Consider the following 22393-nt stretch of genomic DNA (forward strand, 5'->3'; position numbering starts at 1 on the left):
CGCACCATGCGCCACCATGTTCGACTTTCGGAAGCTTAGAATCTGGCAGGAAGGATACGCGCTGACCCTGCAAGTGTATAAGCTGACGCGAAGTTTCCCGCGCGACGAACTATTCGGGCTAACCGGCCAGATGCGCCGCGCCGCCAACTCCGTGCCGCACAACATCGCCGAAGGTTGCGGCCGCAATTCCCGTCCTGAGCTGTTGCGCTTCATCGTCATCGCGATGGGCTCGGCCAGCGAGCTGGAATCCGAAACCCTGGTGGCTCAGGGCCTCGGTTTTCTGGAAACCGAAATGGCCGAGAAACTACTGAACGACATCCAGCGGCTGCGCAAAATGCTTGCGGCGTATTACCAGAAAGTGCACGCCGCGCCCGGGCCAGCAACCCGACCAAGTTCCCAAGCCCCCAAGCTCCCAAGTCCCCACTCGTGAATAAAAAGAAAATATTTAACGACCCCGTCTACGGCTTCGTCACCATCCCGACGGAGTTTCTCTTTGACCTGATTGAGCACCGGTACTTCCAGCGGCTGCGGCGCATCCAGCAGCTCGGGCTCACCGGCTTCGTGTACCCGGGGGCGCTGCACACCCGCTTTCACCACGCGCTGGGCGCCATGCACCTGATGTCGCTGGCCCTGCGCACGCTCAAGGACAAGGGCGTGAAGATTTCGGCCGTGGAGGGCGAGGCGGCGCTGGCGGCCATTCTGCTGCACGACGTCGGCCACGGCCCCCTCTCCCACGCCCTGGAAACCGCCATTTTCCAGGACGTGCCGCACGAGCAGCTCTCGCTGTTCCTCATGCAGCGCCTCAACGCCGAATTTCATGGCAAGCTGAGTTTGGCCATTGAAATGTTCCAGGGCAGCTACGGCCGGCCGTTTTTTCACCAGCTGGTGAGCAGCCAGCTCGACATGGACCGGCTCGACTACCTCAACCGCGACTCCTTCTACACCGGCGTGGAGGAAGGGCGGCCCGGCGCCGACCGCCTCATTAAGATGCTGCGCGTGCACGAGGAGCGGCTGGTGCTGGAAGAAAAAGCCGTGTACTCGGTCGAGAATTTCCTGGTGAGCCGCCGGCTGATGTACTGGCAGGTGTACCTGCACAAAACCGTGACCAGCGCCGAGCAAATGGTGATTCGCACCGTGCAGCGGGCCCGCGACCTGGCCCGGCAGGGCGTGGAAGTGCCGGCCAACAGCTGCCTGGGCTACTTCCTGGGCCGGGCCGTGAGCCTGGCCGAGTTCGAGCACGACGAGAAAATCCTGAGCCACTTCGTGGAGCTCGACGACTACGACATCTGGTCGGCCATTAAGGCCTGGGCCAGCCACCCCGACAAAGTGCTCAGCTACCTCGCCCAGAGCATCCTGCACCGTAACCTGCTCAAAATCGTGCTGGCCTCCGAGCCGTTCGACGAGGAATTCCGTCTCGGCATCCGCGAGCTGATTGAGGAGAAATTCACCCTCCCGCCCGCCGAGGCCGAGCTATTGCTCATCGTGGGCCGCCTGAGCAACAGCGCCTACAACGCCAAAAGCCAGGAACCCATCGAAATCCTGACCAAAAAAGGCGATGTGGTGAACGTGATGGAGGCCTCCGACCTGCCCAACATCCGCGCCCTGAGCCAGCGGGTGGAAAAGTTCTACATCTGCTACCCGAAGGAGATTGTGTAGGGTTTAGTTGTCAGTTGTTGGTTGTCAGTTGTCAGGCTTTTAGCGGTCGGCTATTGTAAACCAGTGGTTAAAACCAACAACTGACAACCAACAACTGACAACTAATTTTGCCCGCTATGGAATTTACCGTTCAGCAAATTGCCGAGGTCCTCGGGGGCACCGTGGAGGGCGACGCCGCCCAGCGCGTCACCAGCCTGGCGAAAATCGAAGAAGCCCAGCCCGGCTCCCTCACCTTCCTGTCAAACGCCAAATACGAGCCGTTCCTGTATGAAACCGGCGCTTCGGCCGTCATCGTTGGCCTAGGCCAGGAGCTACGGCAGCCGATAACCGCAACGCTTATTCGGGTTGAGAATCCGTACACGGCCTTCAGCCAGTTACTGGAGTTCTACGCCCAGGCCACCCGCACGAGCAAGCGCGGCGTCGAGCAGCCGTCCTTCATCGGTGCGTCATCGGAAATCGGCCCGGGCCACTACCGCGGGGCTTTCTCCTACATCGGCGACAATTGCAAGCTAGGCGAAAACGTGCTGGTGTTTCCCCACGCCTACATCGGCGACCGGGTGACCATCGGCGCGGGCAGCATCATTCACGCCGGCGCCAAAATTTACCCCGACACCGTCATTGGGCAGTTTTGCGTGGTGAAAGCCGGGGCCGTGGTGGGTTCCGATGGCTTCGGGTTTGCGCTCCAGCCCGACGGCACCTACAAGGCCATTCCGCAGATTGGCAACGTGGTGCTCGAGGACTACGTCAGCATCGGCGCCAACGCCGCCGTGGACTGCGCCACCCTGGGCTCGACCATCATCCGCACGGGCAGCAAAATTGACAACCTCGTGCAGCTCGCCCATAACGTGGAAATTGGCCGGCACACCGTCATCGCCTCGCAAACGGGCATCGCGGGCTCGGCCAAAATCGGCGACCACTGCGTGCTGGCCGGGCAGGTGGGCATGGCCGGCCACGTCACGCTGGCCAACAAAACCACCGTCACGGCGCAGTCGGGCGTGGGCAAGAACGTGAAGCAGGAAGGGCTGATACTGCAAGGCTCCACAGCCTTCGACTTCAAGCAGAACCAGCGCGCCCAGATTGTTTTTCGCCGCCTGCCCGAGTTGGAGCAGCGCGTCGGGCGCCTGGAGCAGGCAAAAAGCACGACGGAAAAGCCCTAGCTTTGCAGCCTCTTAGTTGTTCGTTACTAGTTGTCAGTTGTTCGTCCCACAGGTATTCAACAGCTAACAACTGACAACCAACAACTGACAACTAACTAGATGAACGACAAGCAACACACCATTCAGGCGCCCGTCACGGTGCGCGGCATCGGGCTGCACACCGGCGTGGAAGCCACCATGACGTTTTGCCCGGCGCCGGTGGGCCACGGCTACAAGTTTCAGCGCGTGGATTTGCCCGGCCAGCCCGTGGTGGACGCCGACGTGGATAACGTGGTGGACCTGAGCCGCGGCACCACCATTGAGCAGAACGGCGCCCGCGTCAACACCGTGGAGCACACCCTGGCCGCCCTGGTGGGCATGCAGCTCGACAACGTCCTCATTCAGCTCAGCGGCCCCGAGCCGCCCATCATGGACGGCTCCTCGGCCGCGTTCATCACGGCCCTCGAGAGCGTGGGCCTGGCCGAGCAGAACGCCCTGCGCAACTACTACGAAATCCCGGAAAGCATCCGCTTCGTCGACAACGCCCGCGGCGTCGAAATTGCGGCCCTGCCCCTGTCCGACTACCGCCTCACGGTGATGGTGGACTACAACTCGCCGGTGCTGGGCTCGCAGCACGCCACGCTGGCCGACATCGGCCAGTTCGGGGCCGAAATTGCCTCCTCGCGCACCTTCTGCTTTTTGCACGAGCTGGAAATGCTCTACAAAAACAACCTCATCCGCGGCGGCGATTTGAGCAACGCCATCGTGGTGGTGGACCGGGTGGTGACCGACGAGGAGCTGAACGACCTGGCCAAGATGCTGGGCAAGCCCCGCGTGTCGGTCAAGAAAGAAGGTATCCTGAACAACGTGGACTTGCGCCACAAGAACGAGCCCGCCCGCCACAAGCTACTCGACCTCGTGGGCGACCTCGCCCTGGTGGGCCGCCCGCTCAAGGGCCAGATTCTGGCCGCCCGGCCCGGCCACGCCGCCAACGTGGCCTTCGCCAAACGCATCAAGAAAAAGATGCTGGAGGCCCACAGCAACCCCGTGCCGCAGTACGACCCCAGCCGCGAGCCGGTGATGGACATCAACAAAATCATGCAGGTGCTGCCCCACCGCTACCCCTTCCTGCTGATTGATAAAATCATTCACCTCGACGACCAGATGGTGACCTCGGTGAAGAACGTGACCATGAACGAGCCCTTCTTCCAGGGCCACTTCCCCGGCAACCCGGTGATGCCCGGCGTGCTGCAGGTGGAAGCCATGGCCCAAACCGGCGGCATCCTGGTGATGAACACCGTGGCCGACCCGGAGAATTACTGGCAGTATTTCCTGGGCATCGAGAACTGCCGCTTTCGCAAAAAGGTGTTGCCCGGCGACACCATTCTCTTCCATTGCCAGCTGCTGGCGCCCATCAAGCGCGGCATTGCCAAGATGCGCGGCCAGGCCTTCGTGAACGGCAAGGTGGTGATGGACGCCGAGATGAGCGCCGCCATCGTCCGCAAAGACGCTTAATTTTTTAATTAAGAATTAGGAATTAAGAATTAAGAATTGAGAAAGACCCGACAATTCTCGGCTTTCTTTTTCGATTTACCAATTCTTAATTCTTAATTCTTAATTCTTAATTCAAAGAAATGATTTCCCCCCTCGCCCATATTCACCCTGCTGCCCGCCTTGCGGCTGGCGTCACCGTCGAACCGTTTACCACCATTGCGGCAGACGTGGAAATTGGGGAGGGCACCTGGATTGGGCCGAACGTAACCATCATGAGCGGCGCGCGCATCGGGGCGCACTGCCAGGTATTTCCCGGCGCCGTGATTGGGGCCGTGCCCCAGGACCTGAAGTTCGCCGGCGAGCAAACCACGGCCGTCATCGGCGACTACACCGTCGTTCGGGAGTGCGTGACGGTGAACCGCGGCACCGTGGAGCGCGGCGAAACCCGCGTGGGCAGCCACTGCCTGCTCATGGCCTACGTCCACGTGGCCCACGACTGCATCATCGGCCACCACTGCATTCTGGCCAACACCGTGCAGGTGGCGGGCCACGTTGAAATCGGGGATTACGCCATCGTGGGCGGCTCCTCCGCCGTGCACCAATTTGTTAAAATCGGGGCCCACGCCATGGTGTCGGGCGGCTCGCTGGTGCGCAAGGACGTGCCGCCGTTTGTGAAAGCCGGCCGCGAGCCGCTCTCCTACGCCGGCGCCAACTCGGTGGGCCTGCGCCGCCGGGGCTTCTCCGAAGAAACCATCAACGCGGTGCAGCAGCTGTACCGCATCCTGTTTCTGGGCGGCTTGAACAACAACGACGCCCTGGCACAAATTGAGCGGGAGCTCTCGGCTTCGCCGGAACGCGAAACCGCCGTGAGCTTCGTACGCGCCGCCACGCGCGGCATCATCAAAGGCCCCAAACGGGGCCGGACCACCGACGGCAGCGAAGCGGAATGATTAGTGGTCAGTGGTTGATGACAGAAGAACGTCATGCTCATCTGGCGTCCGCGCAGCCGAAGCATCTCGCGCGGTGACAGTAATCAATACTATTCATCGATGCGAGGGAGATGCTTCGGCAAGCTCAGCATGACGTTCTTGCCTCGCTAACCATTAATCATTTGTTAATCGACGCTATCGGCCTGGGCAAGCGCTTCCAGCGCGACTGGATTTTTCGCGGGCTGACGCGCGCCTTCCGGCCCGGCAGTGCCACGGCCGTGCTCGGGCCCAACGGCGCCGGCAAAAGCACGCTGCTCAACACCGTTTCGGGCCAGCTGCTGCCCACGGAGGGCTCGTTGACGTATGCGCTGGCTAGCCGGCCGGTGGCCGTGGAGGACCTGCCGCAGCACCTGGCCTACGCGGCGCCCTACCTAGAATTGCTGGAAGAGCTCACGCTGTGGGAGTTGCTGCGGTTTCACACGCAGTTCAAGGCGCTGCGACCCGGCACGTCGCTGGACCAGCTGATTGGATTGATGTACCTGGAAAAGTCCCGCCACCAGCTCATTCGCGAGTTTTCTTCGGGCATGAAGCAACGGCTCAAGCTGGCCCTGGCCCTGTACGCTGAGGCGCCCCTGCTCCTGCTCGACGAGCCCACCACCAACCTCGACGCCACCGGCGTGGCCTGGTACCAGGAGCACGTGGCGGCCACCCGCGCCGGCCGCACGCTGCTGCTCAGTTCCAACGTGCCGGCCGAATACGCCTTTTGCGACGAGCAGCTGCTGGTGACGGACTTTCAAGTGGCGCGGAAATAAGCGCGGAGCTTTCGCCTGCTCATCCTTGGGAAGAATGGGCAGTATGCACGGGTTTTGTCAGGTTTCAAGCGGCCGGTTTCAAGGACTGAGCTTACGCTTTGGCTGAAAAATCCTACGCTTTCCCCGACTGAAAATCCGCCTGCGCTGTATCTTCGCGGCCGCATTAGGCCCTATTTTCCACCTCCCTTTATTTCCGCCCTGGCCATGATAGACCACGACGACCTGGACGACGACTTGCTCGACGACGACGACAACCTGGACACATACGCGGCCAAAGGCGGCGCGGCGGCCCTCGGCAACCCCGAAGACCAGCTCTCGGCCAAGTACGCCGACTACATGATGTGGACCGACACGGGCTCTTCGCACGACGAAGCCCTGGACCTGGCCAACATGACCGAGGATGAGTTTACGGATGCAGAGCGGGCCGAAAACGCCGACCGCGGCGGCTTCACCAGCCTCGTTGACGAAGACGATGACTTGGCCGACGACGAGGAGGATGAGGACGAAGGCTACGGCAGCGGCCGGGGCGGGCGGCGTAGCAGCTTCGACAGCGACGACTTCTAATGTGCTGATGGGGTTTGCCAAATCATGGCGGAAGGCGCGGTCGATTCATTGGCCCTCGCCCGTACTCCACCACACACGCAAAAGCCCCGACTGAATTTATCAGTCGGGGCTTTTGCGTGCTTAATAATTCAGCACCTCAGCACCTCAAAAAATTAACCCATCAACCTACTTGCGGCCGAACACCTGCTTGAGGATGTCGGAGGTGCGGGCCGCGGGGTTTTTGCGAATTTTGCCTTCCTCGTTGGCCAGCAGAATGAACAAGCCGTCCACCGCTTTTTGGGTGGTATAAGCCGTTAAGTCGGTTTGCACGGGGGTCATGAGGGGAATGCGGTTGTACTGGCCGGTCATCTTGGCGTAGGCCTTGCCCGCCCCAACCTGGTCGATGGCGGCGCTGATGTCGGGCTGGAACGCCGCCACGAGCTGCGCTTCGGTGGATTTGCGCAAGAACTGGGTGGCCGCATCGGCCGAGCCATTGGTTACCAGCGACAGGGCGTCGGTGATGCTGATGTTGGCCAGGGCGTTGAGAAAAATGTCCTTGGCTTTGGGCGCGGCCGCTTCGGCCGCGCGGTTGAGCTGGGTTTCGAAGGTGGTAATCAACGTGTTCATGCCCGGAAATTTGCTCAGGGTGGTCTTCATCAGAATGGCATCCTCCGGGAAAGGAATGTGGATTTCGTCGTTCGTGTTGAAGCCGTCCGGCTCGGACGCGAACTCCACGGCTTTCAGAATGCCTTTGTTGAGGGCTTCCTTGACGCCGGCGCTGGCCTGGGCTTCGGTGAGCGGCGCGGGCGGGGGAACGGCAGCAGCGGCTTTGTCGGCCGCTGCCTTGGCCGCGGCGGTTTTGGCGGCGGCCGCTTTTGCAGCGGCGGTTTTGGCGGCGGCGGCTTTTTTGGCGGCCGCCGCTTTCTTAGCCGCGGTAGTTTGCGCGTGGGCAACCGGAGCGGTAGTGGCCAGGAGGCCGGCTAGCAGCAGGGCACTGGCAAGGCGAATTAACATGGAACAAACAGCTGCGGCGGGAAAACCGGACGGCCCCTGTGGCTGTCCTTGGACCGCCGCTTGTGCAAATTGAAGACAATTTTGCGGCCAAACCTATTTTCTTTTCCAACCCATGCCCGTGCCCCACCCGCTTTCCGCCCCTAATCCATTGACAGCTAGTCTTACTTCGCCGCCCGATGTTGAAATCATGACCATTGGCGACGAGCTGCTCTACGGCCAAGTCGTGGACACCAACTCGGCCTTCATGGGCCAGGAGCTGGCGAAAATCGGCTTGCGGGTGCGCCAGATTTCGTCGGTGTCGGACCGGGCCGACGAGATTGTGGCGGCGCTGGACCAGGCCCGCCGGCGGGCGCAGGTCGTGCTCATTACCGGCGGCCTGGGCCCCACCAAGGACGATTTGACCAAGCATGTGCTGGCCCGCTACTTCGGGGCCGAGCTGGTGATGCACGAGCCCACGCTGCACCACGTGGAAGAAATTTTTCGGCGCTTCCAACGGCCCATGCTCGACGTGAACCGCCAGCAGGCCCTGGTGCCAGCCAACTGCGAGGTGCTGCACAACGCCGTGGGCACGGCGCCCGGCATGTGGTTCGTGGACCAGGACACCGTGTTTGTGAGCATGCCCGGGGTGCCCTTCGAAATGAAGCGGCTCATGACCGACCACGTGCTGCCGCGCCTGCAAGCCCGGTTTCACCTCGCCCCCATCGAGCACGTGGTGGTGATGACCGCCGGCCTGGGCGAGTCCTTCCTGGCCGAAAAAATTGCCGACTGGGAAAGCGCCCTGCCCGCCAATTTCAAGCTGGCCTACCTGCCCAGCTTCGGGGCCGTGCGCCTGCGCCTGACCGGCACCGCCGACGGCCAGCCCGACCTGCGCGGCCGCATGCTGGCGCTGTTGCCCGCTCTGCGCGCGCGCATCGGCGAGTACGTCTACGCCGAAGAGGAAACCACCCTGGAAGCCGCCATCGGCCAGCTGCTGCTTGCCCGAAACCTCACCGTGGGCACCGCCGAAAGCTGCACGGGCGGGCTGGTGGCCCACCGCCTCACGGGCGTGCCGGGCAGCTCGGCTTACTTTCGCGGCAGCATCGTGGCCTACCACAACGACCTCAAACAGGCAGAGCTGGGCGTGAAGCCCGAAACCCTGGCCCAGCACGGCGCCGTGAGCGAGGCCACCGTGCGCGAAATGGCGGAAGGCGCCCGCCGCCGCCTGGGCGTGGCCGTGGCCGTGGCCACCAGCGGCATTGCCGGCCCGGGCGGCGCCACCGACACCAAAAAGGTGGGCACCGTATGCCTGGCCTACGCCGACGCCACCCGCACCGTCAGCCGTGAATACGTGCTGGACCGCGGCCGGGCCCTGAACGTGGAGTACGCCGCCCAGTCAGTGCTCACGCTGTTGCGCCAGCAGCTGGTCGAGGGAACAATGAAAGACTAGCGCGGCTCCCGGGTTCGTGCACCGGGCGCGGCCGGGGAACCTCACGCGACCCTTGCGGGGCGAAGCCGGTTTGCCACAGGCGCGAAGCCCACGGAGAAGAGAGCCGCCGAAGCGGGCGCGGTGCTGCGGCCAGCTCAGCAGGGCCGCGCTGGGCTTTTCGAGCAGGCTCTGAGAATTAGTCAAGGCTTCGGTGAGCCGGCCAAGGAATTAGCGTAGCTCACCAGGTCCGCCAATTCGCGGGCGTTGTTACAGTCCAACTGGTGTTCGAGGGCGTAACCCTGGAGCTTGAGGGCGTATTCGGGAAAGGCTGCAAACACGTCTTTTTTTGGCGCGCTCAGCAGTTGAATTCCGCCCTGGGCGAAGGCCAGGTAGTAGGTGTCGCGCATTTCGATGAGGGTGCCGTAGCGCGTTGGCGCCGCCGCCGGGGGAGCCGGGTTACGCCCGCCGCGGCCGCCCCCCGACGTGCCCGCAGCCCCGGGGAAATTAACCCCCGTAACTGTGCCGGGGCCCCCCGTTCCTTCAAGAGTGACCGTGCGGCTAACCACGTGCTGGCGGCGCAGCAGCACAACCGGACCAGTGCCGCTGAGTTGCTCGAAGAATACGGGCTCGGGTCGCCCACGCTTCCGGCTCCAGGGCAAGGTAAGGAACAGCCGGATTTCCCGAGGGTCGGGCAAGCGGGCGTTCCGGGTGTTTGCCAAGGCAGGATAGGGCCGTTCGCCCTGTACGGCGAAGGCGGCCACCGCAGCCGGGGCCAAGGTGCGCACCGTGCCGTCGGGCTGGGCCAGGTAGAGGAGGTCCGCCGCCAGGTTCACGGCCACTGGCCCGGCCAGGGTGTCGCCACTGGTCAGCACCACCCGGCTAAACTGGAACTCCAGTCGCGCGCCACGGTTGGCCTGCGCCCGCGCCGGGGCGTCGACCAAGAGCAAGGCGATGACAACGACCCAGGCTTTCATGACGCGGCAGCAAACGGGCAAAACCAATGACATCCTAAGATAAGGAAATTATTGATTTTGCCCGTTTACGGCCGCTGGTTTTACCGCTGGCTAGGCTGCTTCCGGGGCGCTGCTGGGCACCTTGCGCATGATGTCGTGGCCCATTTTGTCGCGCTTGGTGGTCAGATAGGCCTCGTTGTGGGGGTTGGCGTCGATTTCGATGGGCAGCGTGTCCACGATGGTAAGGCCGTAGCCCACCAGGCCGGTGCGCTTGCGGGGGTTGTTGGTGAGCAGGCGCATCTCGGTAACGCCGAGGTCGCGCAGGATTTGCGCGCCCACGCCGTAGTCGCGCTCGTCGCCTTTGAATCCCAGGTCCTCGTTGGCCTGCACGGTGTCGCGGCCCTGCTCCTGCAGCTTGTAGGCCTTAAGCTTGTTGAGCAGGCCGATGCCGCGGCCTTCCTGGTTCATGTACACCACCACGCCGCGGCCTTCGCGCTCAATCTGGCGCATGGCCTGGTGCAGCTGCGGGCCGCAGTCGCAGCGGCACGAGCCGAAGATGTCGCCGGTCACACAGGAGCTGTGCACCCGCACCAGCACCGGCTCGGGTCCGCTGATGTCGCCTTTTACCAAGGCCAGGTGCTGCACGCCGGTGCTGCGCTGGGTGTAGGCATACAGGTCAAAGTCGCCCCACTCGGTGGGCAACTGCACCGAAATGTCGCGGTGAATCAGGCTCTCGTGGGCGAGGCGGTGCTTGATGAGGTCCTGCACCGAGACCAGCTTCAGGTCCCACTTTTTTGCCACAATTTCCAGGTCCGGCAAGCGGGCCATCTCGCCGTCTTCCTTCAGGATTTCGACCAGCACGCCGGCCGGCTCAAACCCCGCCAGGCGGGCCAGGTCCACGGCCGCCTCGGTGTGGCCGGCGCGGCGCAGCACGCCTTCCTTGCGGGCTTTCAGGGGGAAAATGTGGCCGGGCTTGCCCAGTTCCTCGGGCTTGGTGGCGGGGTCGATGAGGGCCAGAATGGTCTTGCTGCGGTCGGAAGCCGAGATGCCGGTGGTCACGCCGTTCTTCAGCAAGTCGACCGATACCGTGAACGGCGTGGCGTGCAGGGCCGTGTTGTGGCCCACCATCAGGTCGAGGCCCAGCTCTTCGCAGCGCTGCTCGGGCAGCGAGGCGCACACCAGGCCGCGGCCGTGGGTGGCCATGAAGTTGATAATCTCCGGGGTGGCGCACTGGGCGGCGCAGATGAAGTCGCCCTCGTTTTCGCGGTCTTCGTCGTCGACGACGATAACCACCTTGCCGGCGCGAATGTCGGCGATGGCGGATTCAATGGTGTCAAGCATGGCTTTTTGGTTGTCAATTATTAGTTAGTTGTCAGGGGTCAGCAGCGGGGGAAAGCCGACGGCTGGTGGACGGGTTGCCCACGGGTGCGGCGGCGGCTTCCGACGTGGCGGAATGGCGGAGTAACAACGGGATTTCCCACAAAGTTAGCGGCCGCCCCGGCCCTCACCCGAATAGGGCTTCGAGGCGGGCGGTGGCGCCGGGCCAGTCGTAGCGGGCCCGCACAAATTCGTGTCCCCGCCCGGCCATTGCCTGGGCCGCCGGCTCGTCGGCGAGCAAACCGAGGAGGGCGGCGGCCAGCGCGGCGGCGGAGTCGGCCACGCGCAGCTCCTGGCCGGCGGTGGCCCCGAGGGCGTTGTTGGCCAGCGGCGTGGTCACGCAGGGCAGGCGCATGGCCAGGGCTTCGAGCAGCTTGTTTTGCAGGCCCGTGCCCACCCGCATGGGCGCGGCAAACACCCGCGCCGCAGCGTAAGCCGCCCTAATGTCGGGCACCCAGCCGCTCACCACCACGTGGGCCGAGGCCAGCGCCAGCACCCGTGGGGCGGGCGTGGTGCCGGCCACCAGCAAGCGGGCCCCCGGCCGGTGCCGGCGCACCAGCGGCATGATTTCTTCGGCCAGAAAATAGGCCGCGTCCACGTTGGGGTGGTAGCTCATGTTGCCGCAAAACAACACGTCGTACTCCTTCGCCGCCGCGGGCCGGGGCTGGAAAAAATCGGTGTCGATGCCATTCAGCACGATGCAAATCCGGGCGCGGTCGGGGTGGTGGATGAGCTGCCGGTCCTGGTCGCTGATGATGGTGTGGTGCTGAAACCAGTCAAATGCTGCCGCCTCGTAGGCCCGCAGGCGACGGGCTTCGAGGGCCAGCACGGGGCGCTGCCAGCGCGAGGCCTGGGCGGCCCGCCGCGCCATGCCGGCCGAAAACACGTCCATGTAGTCGAGCGTCATCGGCCAGCGGCCGGCGTGGGGTCGCAGGTACTCGGCCATGCGAATGAGCTGGCAGTACACGTGGTCGGGCCGGAAATCGCGCAGCAGCCCGTCCACCTGCCGCTGGGCCCGGGCGTCGTGGAAGTAGCCCACTTGCAGCGGCCGGCCCGTGGCCAAGGCCCGCACCATGTTGCGCCCAATGGCGGGGCGCCGCAGCCGGTGTACCACCACCCCGCCCCGGCACAGCGGCCGCACGGCCGCATGGGCCTCGGCGCTCACGTCTTCGTCGCTCAGCGCAAACAGGCAGATTTCGTGGCGCGCGGCCAGGAAGCGGAGTTGGTGGTAGGCGCGCAGCTTGTCTCCCTTGTCGAGCGGGTACGGAAAGCGCGAAAGCAGCACGAGCAGCTTCATGCGGGCGGCGAATGGGCGGGCGTACCGGCCGGGGCGGGCAGCAGCAATTGCGCGTACAAATCCTCAAAAGCCCGCACCACGCGCCGGTTGTCGTAGACGTCGGCCGCGGTGCGGGCAGCCGCGGCTCCTATTGCCGGCCCATCCACTTCGCCGCGGCCCCAGGCGCGCAGGGCGGCCATCCACTCGGGAGCCGAATCACGCAGCAAAATATCCTGGCCGTCGCGCGCGGCAATGCCTTCGGCCCCGAGCCGGGTGCTGAGCACCGGCTTGCCCAGCGCCATGCCTTCAATGATTTTAACGCGCATGCCGCCCCCGCTCAGCAGCGGCACCAGCATCAGCTCGTATTGCTGCATGAACGCCGGGGCCGACGCCACGAAGCCGTGCACGAAAACGTTGTCAGTGCGTGGTTTCAGCAGTTCGTCGGGGGTGCCGGTGCCGGCCACGTGGAGCTCCACGTCGGGCATTTCAGCGTGGACCGTGGGCCACACCTCGCGCAGCAGCCAGTCCAGGCCCTCCCGGTTGGGCAGCCAGTTCAGCGAGCCTATCATGAACAGCGTGCGCGGCTTGGCGGTGAGGGCCAGGTCGGGCCGGAAGCGTCCCAGCTCCACCCCGGCCGGAATGAACACCACCGGCTCGGGGCAGTGCAGGGCCCGCAGGCGCGCCGCATCGGGTTCGGTGATGGCGGCCACGGCGTCGAACTGGCGCAGGTGGCGCCGCTCGAATGCTTCTAGGCGCCGGGCCATCGTGCCCAGAAAAATCCGCTTCAGCGGGTTGGGCTCGCGCCGGGCCAGCATCTGCCAGATGGTGTGCTCCACATTGTGCGCCCGCAGCACCAGCGGCGGCACCCGGAAATCGGCCCGGTGCTGGCGGCCCAGCAGCTCGGCGTACCAGGCCACGAACGTACCCTCCACCTGCACGATGTCTACTTTTTCGGTGCGCAGAACGTCGAGTAGCTGCTCCCCGAATGCGGGGTTGATGAACCGCTCCACGTTGTAGGGCTGGCGGCTGAAGAGCAGGTTTTTCAGGGCCTTGCCGGCCGAAATGTCGGTGTTCACGTCCACCGTCACCAGGCGCACGCTGGGCCCGAGGTGCGCCAGGGCATCGGCGGGCTGGCGGTGCTTGGGCGTGTTGAGGGCCAGCACCGTGACGCGGTGCCCGGCGCGGGCCAGGCCGGCCGCCACGTCGTACATGGCAATGGCGCCGCCGTCGTGGGGCGGAAACGGAACGCGGGGGCAAAGTTGCAGGATGTGCATTGGGATTTCAGTGAGCAGTTAGCAGCGAGCAGTGAGCCGTTTTCGGCCGATTGCACTGCCGACACTTTGCTTATTTACACTCAATATTCCACTATTCATTGCTCGCTGCTAGCTGTTAACTCAACTTTCAAAGCTGGCGGTACTGCACCTCGAAGCTTTCGATTTGGGCCTCGCTGCCGAGCACCAGCAGCACGTCGCCCACGGCGGGCACGTAGTCGGCGGAGGGGCTTACCAGGAGAGTGCCCGCGTGCTGGCGCAGGCCGATGACGGTGGCCCCGGTGCGGGAGCGAATGTCCAGGTCGCGGATGCTCAGGCCGTGGCGGTCGCGGCGCATCTGCCCGTGGGCCAACTCCTCCAGGCGCAGCTTGTCGGCGCTCAGGCCCGAAATCAGGTCCAGGAAGCGGATGACTTCGGGGCGCACCACCAGGTTGGCCATGTGCGAGCCGCCGATTTCGTCGGGCATGACCACCGAGTTGGCCCCGGCCGAGATGAGCTTGCTTTCCGACGTTTTGTAGGAGGCCCGGGCGATGATGTTCAGCCGCGGGTTGAGGGCGCGGGCCGAGAGGGCCACGAACACGTTGTCGGCATCTTTGGGCAAGGCCGTGATGAGGGCCGAGGCCCGCGCCACGCCGGCCTGCTGCAGCACGAGGTCGGTGGTGGCGTCGCCGATGACGGCCACGATTTTGCCGCCTGCCGCGCCGTCGCCGTCGTAGTCCTCGCCGGTGCGGCCCTGGCTGAGGTTTTGCAGCAGCTGCTCGTCCTGCTCGATGACCACCACGCGGGCGCCGTTGAGGATGAGGTCGTGGTGGGCCTTGCGGCCGTTGCGGCCGAAGCCGCACAAAATAACGTGCCCGCTAAAACTCTTAATTTCCTGGTCCAATCGATACATTTTAAAAATCTTGCGCAGCTCGCCGTCAAAGATAAACGTGGACAGGGCCGACACCAGATAAGCCACCACCACCAGGTTGAAGAGGATGTAGAAGGCCACGAACAGACGCCCCACCGGCGAGAGCGGGTGCAACTCCCCAAACCCCACCGTCGAGACGGTGATGACGGTCATGTAAAATGCGTCGGGCGCGTTGTAGCCCTCGATGAGCATGAACCCGCTCATGCCACTGCCCAAGCTCACGATGATGAGCAGAAAGGCCAGCAGCAGCCGGCTAAAATTGACGCGCTTTAACATTTCATTTAATGAAGAATGAGGAATGAAGAATGAGGAATTGAGAAGAAGCTCCGGTTGAATAATTCCTCATTCTTCATTAATACTAGGCGCCCCGGCCCACCACCGTGCCCAGCAGGGCGGCCAGCTCGTTGTCCAGCTCCTTGAGGCGCTTGATGTCGCCCAGTACCTCGTACATCTCGGCGTCTTCCAGCGGCTGGCGCAGGCGGTTGAGGCACTGGTCGAGCTCGCGCTGCACGTGCACTTTGTTGAGGCGCAGCACGGCGTTGTCGCAAGCCAGCTTGGGCAGGTCCACTTCGTTGAAGACGTAAATTTCCTTCGTGCGCCAGTTGGGGCTGATTTCGTAGCGCTCGGTGGCTAGGTCGGTGATGAGCTCGCGGATGTCGGCCCGCTCGTTCTGGGCCAGCCGGCGGGCGTCGGGGAAGCGGCCGGCCAGCAGCTCCTGCCGGCAGATTTCCCACATCTCGGCGTAGAGCGGCGTTTTGAGCGGGGCCTCGTCGAACTGGGCCAGCAGGTAAGCGGCCACGCTCACGTCCGTATCCACCTCGCGCGGGGCGTAGAGCACCAGCAGGCGCAGCACTTCGCGCTCGCAGGCTTTGAGCACGTCGGGGAGGTCCTCGTCCTCGGAAGGAGCCGCCACAGGCTGGAAACTCGCACCCGAGCTCAGGATTTCAACGGTTGCCTCCTGGCCACCATTCGGCAGCATTTCGGCCTGTTCTTCGTCCAAGGGCGGGCTGCTGACCAGCGCCGGACGGCTACCAGAATTGGGAGAAGCGCCGCTGCTGGCGCCCGGACCGTAATTGCCCGCACTGCCAGCGCCCGGGGCAGGCTTGCTCGGCGATTTCACCAGCTTGTTGTACTCCGTGATGAGCACCTGCTCGTCGATGCCAAACGTGGCCGAGGTTTGCTGCAAAAACACCTGGCGCTTGATGGCGTCGGGCACCCGGGCAATGCTGTGGAGCACGTCGCGGATGGCCTCGGCCTTCTTCACCGGGTCGTTGCTGGCTTCGCGGGCCACAAGCGTGGTTTTGAAGCTGATGAAGTCCTGGCTCTGCGTCTCGATGTACTCCGTGAAGCGCTGGTCGCCCACTTTGCGGATGTAGGAGTCCGGGTCATCGCCGTCGGGGAACAGTACTACGCGCACGTTCAGGCCGCCTTCGAGCAGCAAATCGGTGCCACGCAGCGAGGCCTTGATGCCGGCCGCGTCGCCGTCGTAGAGCACCGTCACGTTGTCGGAATACCGCTTGATGAGTCGGATTTGGCCTTCCGTGAGCGAGGTGCCCGACGAGGCCACCACGTTTTTGATGCCGCCCTGGTACAGGCTCAGCACGTCGAGGTACCCTTCCACGAGGTAGCAGACTTCCTCGGTCCGAATGGCCTGCCGGGCCTGAAACAGCCCGTAGAGCACGTCCGACTTGTGGTAAATGTCCGACTCGGGCGAGTTGAGGTACTTCGCCATCTTGTCGTCGCGCTTCAGCGTGCGCGCCCCGAAGCCCACCACCCGGCCGCTCACGTTGTGAATCGGGAACATGACCCGGCCCCGGAACCGGTCGTAGCGCCGGCCGGTGTCCTGGCCCTGGCCGTCGGTTTTGATGACGGTGAGGCCGGTTTTTTCCAGGTATTTCCGGTCGTAGCCCCCGGCTTCGGCGGCTTTCAGCAGGTCGTCCCAGCTGTCGAGCGAGTAGCCCAGCTCAAATTGCTGGATGGTGGCCAGGTTCAGCCCCCGCTCCTTGAGGTAGCCGTAGCCGATGCTCATGCCCTCCTCGGAGTTCAGCAGCAGGCGGTGGAAGTGGCTCTTGGCCCAGTCCGAGACGATGAACTGGGAGTCGCGCTCGTTTTGCTCCAACTGCTGCTGGGGCGTCTTTTCTTCTTCCTCAACGGTGATAGCGTACTTCTTGGCCAGGTACTTGAGGGCCTCCACGTAGCTGGTGCCCTCAATGTCCATCACGAACTGCACCACCCCGCCGGCCTTGCCGCAGCCGAAGCACTTGTAGAGGCTCTTGGCCGGGTTCACCGAAAACGAGGGCGACTTCTCGTTGTGAAACGGACACGGCGCCCACAGATTCTGCCCCTTGCGCTTGAGCTGCACGAAGTCGCCAACGACCTCCACAATGTCGGCGGTTTGGATGATTTGGTCAACTAGTTCTTTGGGAATGCGGGCCATAGTGGCGCGCAGCCGTTGCCGCGCGAGTTGCAGTAAAAGAATCAACGTGGCGCGGAGCCTTTGCTCCGCGTTCGAACGGTGGGGGCCGCGCCCGGCCACGCGCAGCGAAGGCTGCGCGCCACACCGCAGCAAAGTTCGCCCTACTTTCGCTACCTGCTACCTTTGCCGGAATAAACTCCGCGCAAGATGCCCGCATACCGCCCCGAAGAAATCGAAAAGAAGTGGCAGGCCCACTGGAAGGCGCACCGCACTTTCCAGGCCCACAACCACTCCGAGAAGCCCAAGTATTACGTGCTCGACATGTTCCCGTACCCGTCCGGGGCGGGGCTGCACGTGGGGCACCCGCTGGGCTACATTGCTTCCGATATCGTGACGCGCTACAAGCGCCTGCAAGGCTTCAACGTGCTGCATCCCATGGGGTTTGACTCTTTCGGCCTGCCGGCCGAGCAGTACGCCATCCAGACCGGGCAGCACCCGGCGCTCACCACCGAGCAGAACATCGACACCTACATCAAGCAGCTCAGCAGCCTGGGGTTCAGCTACGACTGGAGCCGCGAAATCCGCACCTCCGACGCCAGCTACTATAAGTGGACGCAGTGGATTTTCCTCAAGCTGTTCAACTCCTGGTACAACCTCGACACCGACCGCGCCGAGCCGCTGACCGAGCTGACGGCCCGCTTCAAGGAGCGCGGCAGCGAGGGCATCCGCGCGGCCGGCGACGAGGCCGAGCGCCAGGTGTTCACCGCCGGGCAGTGGCAGCTCTTCACCGAGCACCAGCGGCTGGCGGCGGTCCACTCCTACCGCCTGGCCTACCAGCAGGACACCTACGTGAACTGGTGCCCCGGCCTGGGCACGGTGCTGAGCAACGACGAGGTGAAGGACGGCCTGAGCGAGCGCGGCGGTTACCCCGTCGAGCGCCGCCTCATGCCCCAGTGGAACCTGCGCATCACCGCCTACGCCGACCGCCTCCTGGCCGGCCTCGACACCCTCGACTGGCCCGATGCCGTGAAGGAGATGCAGCGCAACTGGATAGGCCGCAGCATCGGAGCCGAAGTCACGTTTCCGGTGCTGGCCGGCCCGGCTCTCGCGCTGCCCACCAAGCCATCCGCTGCCGTTGACGCCCCGGCCGCTGCTGTTGCCGCGGCTTCCGACGCTGTTGCCACCACGTCCGCTGCTTCTGACGTGCCTTCCGAGGCTTCTGACGTGGCCTCCTCGACTCCTGACGTGGCTTCCTCGGCCTCGCAAGGCTTATCAGGTCACGAAATCAAAGTATACACCACCCGCGTGGACACCATTTACGGGGCCACCTTCCTGGTTTTGGCTCCGGAGCACGAGTTGGTTGACGCCATCACCACGCCCGGCCAGCGCGCGGCCGTCGACGAGTACATCGCTGCCACCAAGCGCCGCTCGGAGCGCGACCGCATGGCTGATACCAAAACCGTGTCGGGCGTCTTCACCGGCGCCTACGGCCTGAACCCGGTCAACAACGCGCCCGTGCCCATCTGGCTGGCCGACTACGTGCTGGCCGGCTACGGTACCGGCGCCGTGATGGCCGTGCCCAGCGGCGACCAGCGCGACTACGTGTTTGCCCAGCAGTTCGGCCTGCCCATCCCCGCCATTTCCGACGCCCAGCAGGGGCTGGACCAGCAAGCCGACCCCACCAAGGAAGGCCGCTACATCAACTCCGGCATCATCAACGGCCTCACCTACCAGGAGGCCACGGCCAAGCTCATTGCCTTCCTCGAAGAAAAAGGCCTGGGCCGCGGCAAGGTCAATTTCCGCCTGCGCGACTCCATTTTCGGCCGCCAGCGCTACTGGGGCGAGCCCATCCCGATTTATTACAAGGACGGCACCGCCTATGGCATCGCCGAAAGCGACCTGCCGCTGGTGCTGCCCGAAATCAGCGAGTACCGGCCCACCGAAACCGGCGAGCCGCCCCTCGGACGCGCCCAAAACTGGCTCTACCGCAACCAGTACCCCTACGAACTGAGCACCATGCCCGGCTGGGCGGGCTCGTCGTGGTACTACCTCCGCTACATGGACCCCACCAACGAAGCCCGCTTCGTATCCAAAGAAGCCGAGCAATACTGGGGCACCGTGGACCTCTACATGGGCGGCGCCGAGCACGCAACCGGCCACTTGCTGTATGCCCGTTTCTGGTATTTGTTTTTGAAGGATTTGGGGCTGGTCAGTGGCAATGAGCCATTCCAGAAACTGATTAACCAAGGGATGATATTAGGGGTCTCTCAGGTGGTAACAGCCACTCCAGGAGCAGCAGATTCACCATTCATTTTAATTCCTGGACAAGGTCAAATCCAAGTACCCGTTTCAAATGGGCAAGTATTCTATAGTGCTAACTATTCGCGCAAGGACAGCTTGGTTGGCGATGACCGACATCGGCAATTGCGTATTGATATCGAATATGTTCAGTTCGTATCAGGTGATGCAAACGGTTTTTTAAAACTCGGCCTGTACGCAAGTAATAAGAATAATGACTCAAGTAATAAGATTTTCGTAGTCAATAATGGATATTATGTGAACGACGAAAGCAATTTTACTTATTTTTCAGGAGCAAATAAAAGTGAGAGACCTGACCTCTTTTTGACTACTCCTGAAGTAGAGAAAATGTCGAAGTCCAAATACAACGTCGTCAACCCCGACGTACTAATTGGCAAATACGGCGCGGACGCCTTGCGGCTCTACGAAATGTTCCTCGGCCCGCTGGAGCAGTACAAGCCCTGGAACACCAACGGCATCAGCGGCGTGAGCAGCTTCCTCAAGAAGTTCTGGCGCCTCTTCCACCCCGAGGACGGCGACCTCGCCGTGACCGACGAGCCCGCCACGCCCGCCGAGTTGAAGGCCCTGCACAAAGCCATCAAAAAGGTACAGGAAGACATTGACAAGTTCAGCTTCAACACCTCGGTCAGCGTGTTCATGATTACCGTGAACGAGCTGACGGCTCTCAACTGCCACAAGCGCGCTATTCTGGAGCCGCTAGTGCTGCTGCTCTCGCCCTACGCGCCGCACCTGGCCGAGGAGCTGTGGCAGGAGCTGGGCCACGCGGCCGGCAGCGTGAGCACCGCGCGCTACCCGGAGTTCCGCGAGGAATACCTCGCGGAGGACAACGTAGTATATCCGATTGCCATCAACGGCAAGGTGCGCGAGCAGATGCAATTTGCTGCCGCCGCTACGGGCGCCGAAATAGAAACCGCCGTGCTGGGCTCGGATTTCCTGGCGCGGTTCGGCGAGGGGAAGTCGGCGAAGAAGGTAATTGTAGTACCCGGCCGGATGGTGAACGTGGTGGTGTAAAGCACTAACCGCCTTACAGCCCCAAAAGCCCGCTGCAATTGCAGCGGGCTTTTTGCTTCCTAATGATTTTTAGATAAAAAGTGAAATGATGCGGGGCGAATAGCTATCCGGGCAGCTATCCGGGTATATTTACACGTTCATTTTTTCCCTATTTTTTTCATGAGAAAGCTTCTACCACTTCTTTTTACGGCCTTCCCGCTCGGCGCGCAGGCCCAAAGCGCCCCGGCTTGGACCTGGGCCCGCATGCTCAACAGCAGCGCTACTTCCAACGCCACCTCTCTGGCCACCGATGCGGCCGGCAACACTTACGTAGCGGGCAGCTTCACCCAACCCATTACCTTGGCCCCGGGCACCGTGCTCACCAGCGCGGGCGGCCAGGACGGCTTTGTGGCCAAATACGACGCGGCCGGCGCCCTGCTGTGGTCGCGCCAGCTGGCGGGCACGGCCAATGAATTGTTCCAGCAAGTGGCGACCGACGCCGCGGGCGGCGTGACGGTGGTGGGCACGGCCAGCGATGGCAGCACCTTCGGCACCGTCACGTTCACCAACGGCGGCTTCGGCAACTCGCTCGTCCTGGCGCACCTCAATTCCCAGGGCCAGGTGCTGAACGTGGATGAGATTGGCAGCGGCACCCCGTTCGCACTGGCCTCGGACCTGGCCCTCGACGCGGCGGGCAACGCCTACGTCAGCGGCACTTTTGGGCTCGAAGCCACCTTTGGCAGCTTCAACCTCACCACGCCCTTTGTTGGCACCAGCTTCACGTTTGACCAGTTTCTGGTGAAAGTCTCGCCGCAGGGCATTCCGCTGTGGGCCCAGCAGGGCGGCCGCACCCTGGCCCCGGCCGGGGCCCAGTCCCAGCTGTACTACAGCAGCCTGGCCGTCGAGCCCACCGGCACCGCTTACCTCACCTGGACCTGCAACCCCGACGCGGGCGACTTTGGCAGCGTGCCCATGCCCACCGGCTTCGGCGGCTTCGACGCCGTAGTAGTGAAATACGACCCCCAGGGCACGCCCCTCTGGATTCAGCGCGCCGGCAGCGCCGGCGAGGACTTCGCGGGCCGCACGACCCTTGACGCCAGCGGCCGGGTGGTGGTGCCGGGCTTCGTGACGGGAACCGGCACGTTCGGTGGGCAGTCGGTACCGGCCACCAGCACCACCACGGGCTTCTTGTGGGTGGTGGAGCCGGCCGCCGGGGCCACGGCCTGGGTCCGGGGCATCGGCGCCGCGCAAGGAGCCGCTTTCCGGGGCGCAACCGCCGATGCGGCGGGCAACATCTACGTGGCGGGCCACTATTCCGGCCAGGGCACGGTAGGCACCACCACCCTCACCGGGGCGGGCGGACTCGACGGACTGGTGGCGAGCTATTCCGCCACCGGCGCGCTCCGCTGGACCCAGCAAACCGCCGGCACCGGCGACGAAGCCCCCTTTTTCATCTCGCTTGACGGCACCAACCGCTTGGCCGTGGGCGGGGTAGTGGGCGGAGCAGGCTTGTTTGGCACGCAGGCCGTCGCCAGCCAAAACGCGTCGCCCGGCAACTTTTTCGTGGCTCATCTGGGCAGCGTGCTCACGGCCACTAAGGCCGCCCGGGCGGCCCTTCCGTTGGCACTCTACCCCAACCCCGCCGCCACCACCGAGGCCGTAGTGCTGCCGGTCCTCCCCGCCGGCACCCAACTGACCATTACCGACGTGCTGGGGCGCGTGACCCGCCGCCCCGCCACTGCTACCCTTGCTCTTGCCAACTTGGCTTCCGGCGTGTACGTGGTGGCGGCCAGCGCCCCCGACGGCCAGCACTGGACCACTCGACTCGTGGTGAAATAAGGCTGTGCTCCGCCCCAAAAAAAGACCTGCTCCCATCGGCAGGTCTTTTTTTT

The 22393-nt window shown here is 63.6% G+C and carries 17 protein-coding genes; 10 read left to right on the top strand and 7 right to left on the bottom strand.

The features are described from left to right. Positions 1 to 16 precede the first annotated feature (16 nt). The 7 genes from RMO51_RS16100 (at position 17) to RMO51_RS16130 (ending at position 6591) form a co-directional block, all read left to right on the top strand. Positions 17 to 430, top strand: coding sequence for a four helix bundle protein (locus tag RMO51_RS16100; RefSeq protein WP_310396317.1), 414 nt, complete (start codon positions 17 to 19; stop codon positions 428 to 430). Next, the gene (locus tag RMO51_RS16105) at positions 427 to 1656 is read left to right on the top strand and encodes an HD domain-containing protein (protein WP_310396319.1); all 1230 of its coding nucleotides are present in this window, start codon (positions 427 to 429) and stop codon (positions 1654 to 1656) included. Before RMO51_RS16100 ends, RMO51_RS16105 begins: the two co-directional genes overlap by 4 nt. 116 nt (positions 1657 to 1772) lie before the next feature. Then, a complete protein-coding gene (lpxD, locus tag RMO51_RS16110; RefSeq protein WP_310396320.1) occupies positions 1773 to 2813 on the top strand; it encodes a UDP-3-O-(3-hydroxymyristoyl)glucosamine N-acyltransferase in 1041 nt (346 codons plus the stop codon). Between the two features lie 99 nt (positions 2814 to 2912). Continuing rightward, positions 2913 to 4307, top strand: a complete 1395-nt coding sequence (locus RMO51_RS16115) for a bifunctional UDP-3-O-[3-hydroxymyristoyl] N-acetylglucosamine deacetylase/3-hydroxyacyl-ACP dehydratase (RefSeq protein WP_310396322.1) — start codon at positions 2913 to 2915, stop codon at positions 4305 to 4307. 119 nt (positions 4308 to 4426) lie between these two features. Beyond that, positions 4427 to 5236 (top strand): acyl-ACP--UDP-N-acetylglucosamine O-acyltransferase, encoded by an 810-nt coding sequence (gene lpxA, locus RMO51_RS16120; protein ID WP_310396324.1) that lies wholly within the window; start codon positions 4427 to 4429, stop codon positions 5234 to 5236. Between the two features lie 161 nt (positions 5237 to 5397). Next, positions 5398 to 6027: an ATP-binding cassette domain-containing protein gene (locus RMO51_RS16125; protein WP_310396326.1), complete on the top strand. Its 630-nt coding sequence runs from the start codon at positions 5398 to 5400 to the stop codon at positions 6025 to 6027. A 204-nt stretch (positions 6028 to 6231) separates the two neighbouring features. Further along, complete coding sequence (locus RMO51_RS16130; protein WP_310396327.1) at positions 6232 to 6591, top strand: hypothetical protein; 360 nt, start codon at positions 6232 to 6234, stop codon at positions 6589 to 6591. Positions 6592 to 6756: 165 nt separating this feature from the next. On the opposite strand, the gene RMO51_RS16135 is transcribed toward RMO51_RS16130, so the two are convergent. Further along, positions 6757 to 7584, bottom strand: coding sequence for a DUF4197 domain-containing protein (locus RMO51_RS16135; protein ID WP_310396329.1), 828 nt, complete (start codon positions 7582 to 7584; stop codon positions 6757 to 6759). Positions 7585 to 7696: 112 nt separating this feature from the next. Between RMO51_RS16135 and RMO51_RS16140 the strand changes: the two genes are divergently transcribed. Further along, complete coding sequence (locus tag RMO51_RS16140; RefSeq protein ID WP_310396331.1) at positions 7697 to 9010, top strand: competence/damage-inducible protein A; 1314 nt, start codon at positions 7697 to 7699, stop codon at positions 9008 to 9010. Between the two features lie 179 nt (positions 9011 to 9189). Here RMO51_RS16140 and RMO51_RS16145 read toward each other — a convergent pair whose 3' ends face one another. The 6 genes from RMO51_RS16145 to dnaG form a co-directional block, all read right to left on the bottom strand. After that, positions 9190 to 9963: a hypothetical protein gene (locus RMO51_RS16145; protein WP_310396334.1), complete on the bottom strand. Its 774-nt coding sequence runs from the start codon at positions 9961 to 9963 to the stop codon at positions 9190 to 9192. 90 nt (positions 9964 to 10053) lie between these two features. Then, entirely contained in the window at positions 10054 to 11283 is a 1230-nt protein-coding gene (locus tag RMO51_RS16150) for a bifunctional 3,4-dihydroxy-2-butanone-4-phosphate synthase/GTP cyclohydrolase II (protein ID WP_310396335.1), read from the bottom strand. Between the two features lie 163 nt (positions 11284 to 11446). Beyond that, a complete protein-coding gene (locus RMO51_RS16155) occupies positions 11447 to 12616 on the bottom strand; it encodes a glycosyltransferase (protein ID WP_310396337.1) in 1170 nt (389 codons plus the stop codon). Further along, on the bottom strand, positions 12613 to 13869 hold the full coding sequence (locus RMO51_RS16160) for a glycosyltransferase family 4 protein (protein WP_310396338.1): 1257 nt from the start codon (positions 13867 to 13869) through the stop codon (positions 12613 to 12615). The genes RMO51_RS16155 and RMO51_RS16160 overlap by 4 nt, the downstream gene beginning before the upstream one ends. 127 nt (positions 13870 to 13996) lie before the next feature. Further along, the gene (locus RMO51_RS16165) at positions 13997 to 15052 is read right to left on the bottom strand and encodes an NAD-binding protein (protein WP_310396340.1); all 1056 of its coding nucleotides are present in this window, start codon (positions 15050 to 15052) and stop codon (positions 13997 to 13999) included. Positions 15053 to 15134: 82 nt separating this feature from the next. Continuing rightward, entirely contained in the window at positions 15135 to 17213 is a 2079-nt protein-coding gene (gene dnaG / locus RMO51_RS16170) for a DNA primase (RefSeq protein WP_310396342.1), read from the bottom strand. Between the two features lie 186 nt (positions 17214 to 17399). Between dnaG and RMO51_RS16175 the strand changes: the two genes are divergently transcribed. Both RMO51_RS16175 and RMO51_RS16180 read left to right on the top strand, forming a co-directional pair. Next, positions 17400 to 20522, top strand: coding sequence for a class I tRNA ligase family protein (locus RMO51_RS16175; protein WP_310396344.1), 3123 nt, complete (start codon positions 17400 to 17402; stop codon positions 20520 to 20522). A gap of 159 nt (positions 20523 to 20681) precedes the next feature. Next, entirely contained in the window at positions 20682 to 22340 is a 1659-nt protein-coding gene (locus tag RMO51_RS16180; RefSeq protein ID WP_310396345.1) for a T9SS type A sorting domain-containing protein, read from the top strand. The last annotated feature ends 53 nt before the right edge of the window (positions 22341 to 22393 follow it).

The organism is Hymenobacter sp. (assembly GCF_031398885.1).
Taxonomy (GTDB): domain Bacteria; phylum Bacteroidota; class Bacteroidia; order Cytophagales; family Hymenobacteraceae; genus Hymenobacter.

Coding starts and splice junctions, on each gene's coding strand:
- RMO51_RS16100 (WP_310396317.1), top strand. CDS start 17: ATGTTCGACTTTCGGAAGCTTAGAATCTGGCAGGAAGGATACGCGCTG.
- lpxD (WP_310396320.1), top strand. CDS start 1,773: ATGGAATTTACCGTTCAGCAAATTGCCGAGGTCCTCGGGGGCACCGTG.
- RMO51_RS16115 (WP_310396322.1), top strand. CDS start 2,913: ATGAACGACAAGCAACACACCATTCAGGCGCCCGTCACGGTGCGCGGC.
- lpxA (WP_310396324.1), top strand. CDS start 4,427: ATGATTTCCCCCCTCGCCCATATTCACCCTGCTGCCCGCCTTGCGGCT.
- RMO51_RS16130 (WP_310396327.1), top strand. CDS start 6,232: ATGATAGACCACGACGACCTGGACGACGACTTGCTCGACGACGACGAC.
- RMO51_RS16135 (WP_310396329.1), bottom strand. CDS start 7,584: ATGTTAATTCGCCTTGCCAGTGCCCTGCTGCTAGCCGGCCTCCTGGCC.
- RMO51_RS16140 (WP_310396331.1), top strand. CDS start 7,697: ATGCCCGTGCCCCACCCGCTTTCCGCCCCTAATCCATTGACAGCTAGT.
- RMO51_RS16145 (WP_310396334.1), bottom strand. CDS start 9,963: ATGAAAGCCTGGGTCGTTGTCATCGCCTTGCTCTTGGTCGACGCCCCG.
- RMO51_RS16150 (WP_310396335.1), bottom strand. CDS start 11,283: ATGCTTGACACCATTGAATCCGCCATCGCCGACATTCGCGCCGGCAAG.
- RMO51_RS16155 (WP_310396337.1), bottom strand. CDS start 12,616: ATGAAGCTGCTCGTGCTGCTTTCGCGCTTTCCGTACCCGCTCGACAAG.
- RMO51_RS16160 (WP_310396338.1), bottom strand. CDS start 13,869: ATGCACATCCTGCAACTTTGCCCCCGCGTTCCGTTTCCGCCCCACGAC.
- RMO51_RS16165 (WP_310396340.1), bottom strand. CDS start 15,052: ATGTTAAAGCGCGTCAATTTTAGCCGGCTGCTGCTGGCCTTTCTGCTC.
- dnaG (WP_310396342.1), bottom strand. CDS start 17,213: ATGGCCCGCATTCCCAAAGAACTAGTTGACCAAATCATCCAAACCGCC.
- RMO51_RS16175 (WP_310396344.1), top strand. CDS start 17,400: ATGCCCGCATACCGCCCCGAAGAAATCGAAAAGAAGTGGCAGGCCCAC.
- RMO51_RS16180 (WP_310396345.1), top strand. CDS start 20,682: ATGAGAAAGCTTCTACCACTTCTTTTTACGGCCTTCCCGCTCGGCGCG.